At 60.6% G+C, this 4,442-nt stretch carries 3 protein-coding genes and 1 pseudogene; all 4 read right to left on the reverse strand.

Annotated features, from left to right (window positions below; all coding sequences use genetic code 11):
- Positions 1-686 (reverse strand): annotated as a pseudogene (locus WBB85_RS02925) (Re/Si-specific NAD(P)(+) transhydrogenase subunit alpha); the annotation flags it as partial.
- A 16-nt stretch (positions 687-702) separates the two neighbouring features.
- A complete protein-coding gene (locus WBB85_RS02930; RefSeq protein ID WP_432637127.1) occupies positions 703-2,424 on the reverse strand; it encodes an IlvD/Edd family dehydratase in 1,722 nt (573 codons plus the stop codon).
- 5 nt (positions 2,425-2,429) lie between these two features.
- Positions 2,430-3,872: an NAD-dependent succinate-semialdehyde dehydrogenase gene (locus WBB85_RS02935; protein WP_432637128.1), complete on the reverse strand. Its 1,443-nt coding sequence runs from the start codon at positions 3,870-3,872 to the stop codon at positions 2,430-2,432.
- Between the two features lie 9 nt (positions 3,873-3,881).
- The coding region (locus WBB85_RS02940; RefSeq protein WP_432637129.1) for a thiamine pyrophosphate-dependent enzyme at positions 3,882-4,442 on the reverse strand (561 nt) is incomplete at its 5' end.

A 4,442-nucleotide genomic window follows, 5' to 3' on the forward strand; every position in this document is an offset into this window, starting at 1 on the left:
CCCGTGGCCGCACCGTCCGCGAGCTGATCTTCAAAATCCAGAAAGACGAATTCCGCCCCCATGGACGCGATCTGTTCGGCTACTTCCGGGCGCACATCGAAGGCGTATACCTGCGCGCCAAGGCTGGTCGCCGTGCCGATTGCCGCCAGACCGGCGACACCCGCGCCGACGATCAGCACCTTGGCCGGAGGGATCTTGCCCGCCGCTGTCACCTGGCCGGTGAAGAACCGGCCAAAGTTGTTGCCCGCCTCGATGACCGCGCGGTAACCGGCGATATTGGCCATCGACGACAGCGCGTCCATCTTCTGCGCCCGTGAAATGCGGGGCACCATCTCCATCGCGACAACGGTGGCACCCGAAGCTTTGGCCTGTGCAAGACCGGCTTCGTTGCCGCTGGGGTTGAAAAAGGAAATCAGCGTCTTGGCGGGCGAAAGCCGCGCCAGTTCCTTCGTGTCGGGCTGCCGGACTTTCGTGATAATGTCGGCAGTCCCCCACAGATCGCTTGTCGATTTGGCAATGCCGACACCGGCTGCTTGGTAGTCTACGTCAGAGAAGCCTGCCCCGTCGCCCGCGCCGGATTCGACGATGCAAGTATGGCCGAGCTTTTGCAGTTGCACGGCCGAAGACGGCGTCATCGCGACACGGTTTTCGCCCTTGGAAACCTCTTTGGGTGCCCCAATCTTCATTTGATTTTCCTCAGATTCAGGTGTTTTGCCGGTCAACCGGCAGAAGGAATGCAAAGTCGCAGCCTTCATCGGCCTGGCCGACTTCGCTGGCATAGAGGCGGTCATACCCGCGCCGATCTTCGGGCGGCACGACGGTCGAAACCCAGGTGTCGCGGCGCTGTTCCAGCTCTGCGTCGTCGACCAAAAGCTCGATGCGCTTTTCTTTCACTGACAGCCGGATGCGATCCCCGTTCCGGACAAGCGACAACGGCCCTCCGACGGCGCTTTCCGGGGCGACATGCAGAACGATCGTACCGAAGGCGGTCCCTGACATGCGCGCGTCCGAGATCCGGACCATATCCTTGACGCCCTTTGCGCTCAGCTTCTTCGGGATTGGCAGGTAACCTGCCTCGGGCATGCCGGAGGCGCTTTTCGGGCCTGCATTCTGCAACACCATGAAATCATCTTCGGTGATGTCGAGATCCGGATCATCCACGCGTTTGGCCAGATCTTCGAGCGAGGAAAAGACCACCGCCCTGCCTTCCTTTTCGAACAGACTTTCATCGGCGGCAGAACGCTTCAGAATGGCGCCGCGCGGGGCGATATTGCCAAAGAGCGCAACCAGACCGCCCTGCGGTTCTAGCGGCGCGCTGGCCTTGGAGATGATCCGATGATCGACATAGCCGGGATCGTTTTCCAGCCGATCCCCAAGCGTTTCGCCGGTGACGGACAGCGTATCGAGATGCAAAAGTGGTTTCAGTTCGCGCAGGACAGCGCCCATGCCACCGGCATAGAAGAAGTCCTCCATATAGTCCGAACCGACCGGCTTGAGGTTCACCAGAACCGGCGTTGTGTCAGATAGCGCATTCAGCTTTTCGAGCGATATCTTGATCCCCAGACGTCCCGCGATGGCGGTCAGATGGATGATCGCATTCGTTGAGCCCCCGAGTGCCAGCAGCACCCGCAGGGCGTTTTCAACAGACTTTTCGGTGATGACCTGACTTGGGCGGATCGGGTTGGCGACCATGCTTGCGGCAGCCAGACCAGAGGCCTCGCCCGCGCGCAGACGGTCGGCATGGACGGCAGGAATGGCAGCGGTGCCCGGCAACGACATGCCGAGGGTTTCTGCGATGCAAGCCATTGTCGATGCCGTTCCCATGACGGCACAGGTGCCGGCAGTCGTGGCCAGACGACCCTCGATCTGATTGATCTCCTGATTTGAAACCTCACCTGCGCGATATTTCCCCCAGAACCGCCGGCAATCTGTGCAGGCGCCCAACCGTTCGGCACCATGTCGAGACGTCATCATTGGACCGGCGACCAGTTGCACGGCCGGAAGATCGGCTGAGGCCGCCCCCATCAATTGCGCCGGGACGGTCTTGTCACAGCCGCCCATCAGAACCACCGCATCCATTGGCTGGGCGCGGATCATCTCTTCGGTGTCCATCGACATCAGGTTGCGGAACTTGAGACTGGTTGGACTGAGAAACACCTCGCCAAGCGAGATCGTCGGAAATTCGACCGGCAGTCCGCCGCCCAGAAGCACCCCCCGCTTGACCGCTTCAAGCAGCTCGGGGAAATGGCGGTGGCAGTTGTTGAACCCCGAAAAGCTGTTGGCGATACCAACGATCGGTTTTTTCAGCACATCTTGGGAATACCCCATGGACGATGCGAAGGATCGGCGCAGATAGATCGAGAAATCGTGGTCGCCATAATTGGTCAGCCCGCGGGCGAAACCTTGTGCCTTGTCATCGGACATGACGACTACCCTTCCAGCTTTATCTTGACGTATTTCGGGTCGAGGTAGTCCATGATCCCCAGCGATCCGCCTTCACGGCCCATGCCGCTTTCCTTGACGCCGCCAAAGGGGGCTTCGGCCGTCGCCAGAAGCATCTCGTTCACGCCGACCATGCCCACTTCAAGATCCTCATAGGCGCGGGTGGCCAGGCTGAGATTGTTGGAAAACACATAGCCCGCCAGCCCGAACGGCAGCGCGTTGGCGCGTTTGATCACCTCATCATAGGATTTGAAGGTGGTGATCGGGGCGATCGGGCCAAATGGCTCTTCGTTCATGACCAAGGCGTCATCCGGGACCCGTCCCAACACAGTCGGCTCGACGAAATAACCCTTGTTGAACCCGGCCGGAGCCTTGCCGCCAGCAAGCAACTCGGCACCGCGATCCAGCGCGTCCTGCGTCATGGCCTGGATCGTCTCAAGACCGCGCCTGTTGGCCATCGGCCCGACCTGTACGCCATCCACCAGACCCTGCCCGATCTTCAGCGATCTGGCGATTTCAGCGAACCGTGTTGCGAAGGCGTCATAGCTCTTTTCATGGACGTAGAACCGGGTCGGCGAGATGCAGACCTGGCCGCAATTACGGAATTTGGTAGGCGCGCATATCTCGGCGGCCTTGCGGGCATCGAAATCATCGAAGACCAGAACCGGGCCATGACCGCCCAGCTCCATCGAGACCTTTTTGACTCCTTCGGCGGCAAGCGACAGGATCTGTTTGCCGATGGGAACTGACCCGGTCAGGCTGACCTTGCGCACGATGGGCGAGCGGATCAGCTGTTCGGCGATCTGACCGGAACTGCCGGTCAGCATGTTCACAACACCGGGCGAGATACCCGCATCATGGCACGCCTGAACAAGTGCAGCGCAGCAAGCAGGCGTCTCCCCTGCCGGTTTGACAATGATCGCGCAGCCTGCGGCCAATGCCGCCGCCATCTTCCGGGCTGGCAGCAGCGCCGGGAAATTCCAGGCGGAAAACGCAGCCACCACACCCACGGGTTGAAAGATCACGGCCATCCGGCTGTCTTGCGTTCGCGCCTCGATGATCTGACCGTAAATGCGCTTGGTTTCTTCCGAATACCATTCGAACTGATCGGCCGCGGCCCCGGTTTCGCCCATCGCTTCGGCCAGCGGCTTACCGGTTTCCAGAGACATCAGGCGGGCGATGTCGGCCTGCCTTTCCCGGATCAGATCGGCCACTTTACGAAGCTTCGCGGCGCGGTCCCATGTGCCGGTCTTGCGCCAGACGGCAAAACCGTTCTGCGCCGCGATCAAAGCTGCATCGACATCCGCGGGCGTGGCAACGGCAATCGTGCCCAGAATTTCTTCGGTGGCCGGATCGGTCACGGCTTTGGTTGCCTTGTCCGATGCCGCGCGCCAGTCGCCGCGGATGAATAGATTCAGATCCTGATACATACCTGCTCCTCAGATTGTCGCGGTCAGGTATTGGCCCTGAACATCATCGACCCAATTGCCGACATTCCATGACCCGTAGGCCCCCATACCTGCGATCGGATCACGGCCCGAATAAACCGGGATATGAATGAGAGAGAGGCCGTCATGCGCATGTGCGGTTTCCAGCGCGGCGTCCAGCTCCTCGCGGCTATAGCCACCATGGAGCGCCTTCACGCCGCTAACCGCACCGGCCATGGCGACATAGTCCACGGCCACCCCGTCATTGGTTTTGAACTCGCGGCCGTACTGGTCGTATTGCAGACCGGTGATCGCGGCCATGCGGCGGTTGTCGAAAAGTGCGATCATGCCCCGCACCCCGTGTTCGACCGCATCGATCAGGATCTGCGGGTTCATCATGAACGATCCGTCACCGGTAAACGCGATCCCGTATTTCGGTTCCGGGACATAGGCGCTGCCCAGCAGTGCAGAGCCCGAAAACCCCATGAACGACGCGCCTGTTTCAGTGAACGTCTGTCCGGGGGCGTCGTCTTCTACGATCTGAAAGCCATTGGCCTGCACATCGCCCGCATC

The sequence above is a fragment of the Albidovulum sp. genome (assembly GCF_049646345.1).
In the GTDB taxonomy this organism is placed as follows: Bacteria; Pseudomonadota; Alphaproteobacteria; order Rhodobacterales; family Rhodobacteraceae; genus Albidovulum.

Excerpts from the sequence above, each read along its gene's own strand:
- WBB85_RS02930 (WP_432637127.1), bottom strand. The coding sequence starts at position 2,424 with ATGTCCGATGACAAGGCACAAGGTTTCGCCCGCGGGCTGACCAATTAT.
- WBB85_RS02935 (WP_432637128.1), bottom strand. The coding sequence starts at position 3,872 with ATGTATCAGGATCTGAATCTATTCATCCGCGGCGACTGGCGCGCGGCA.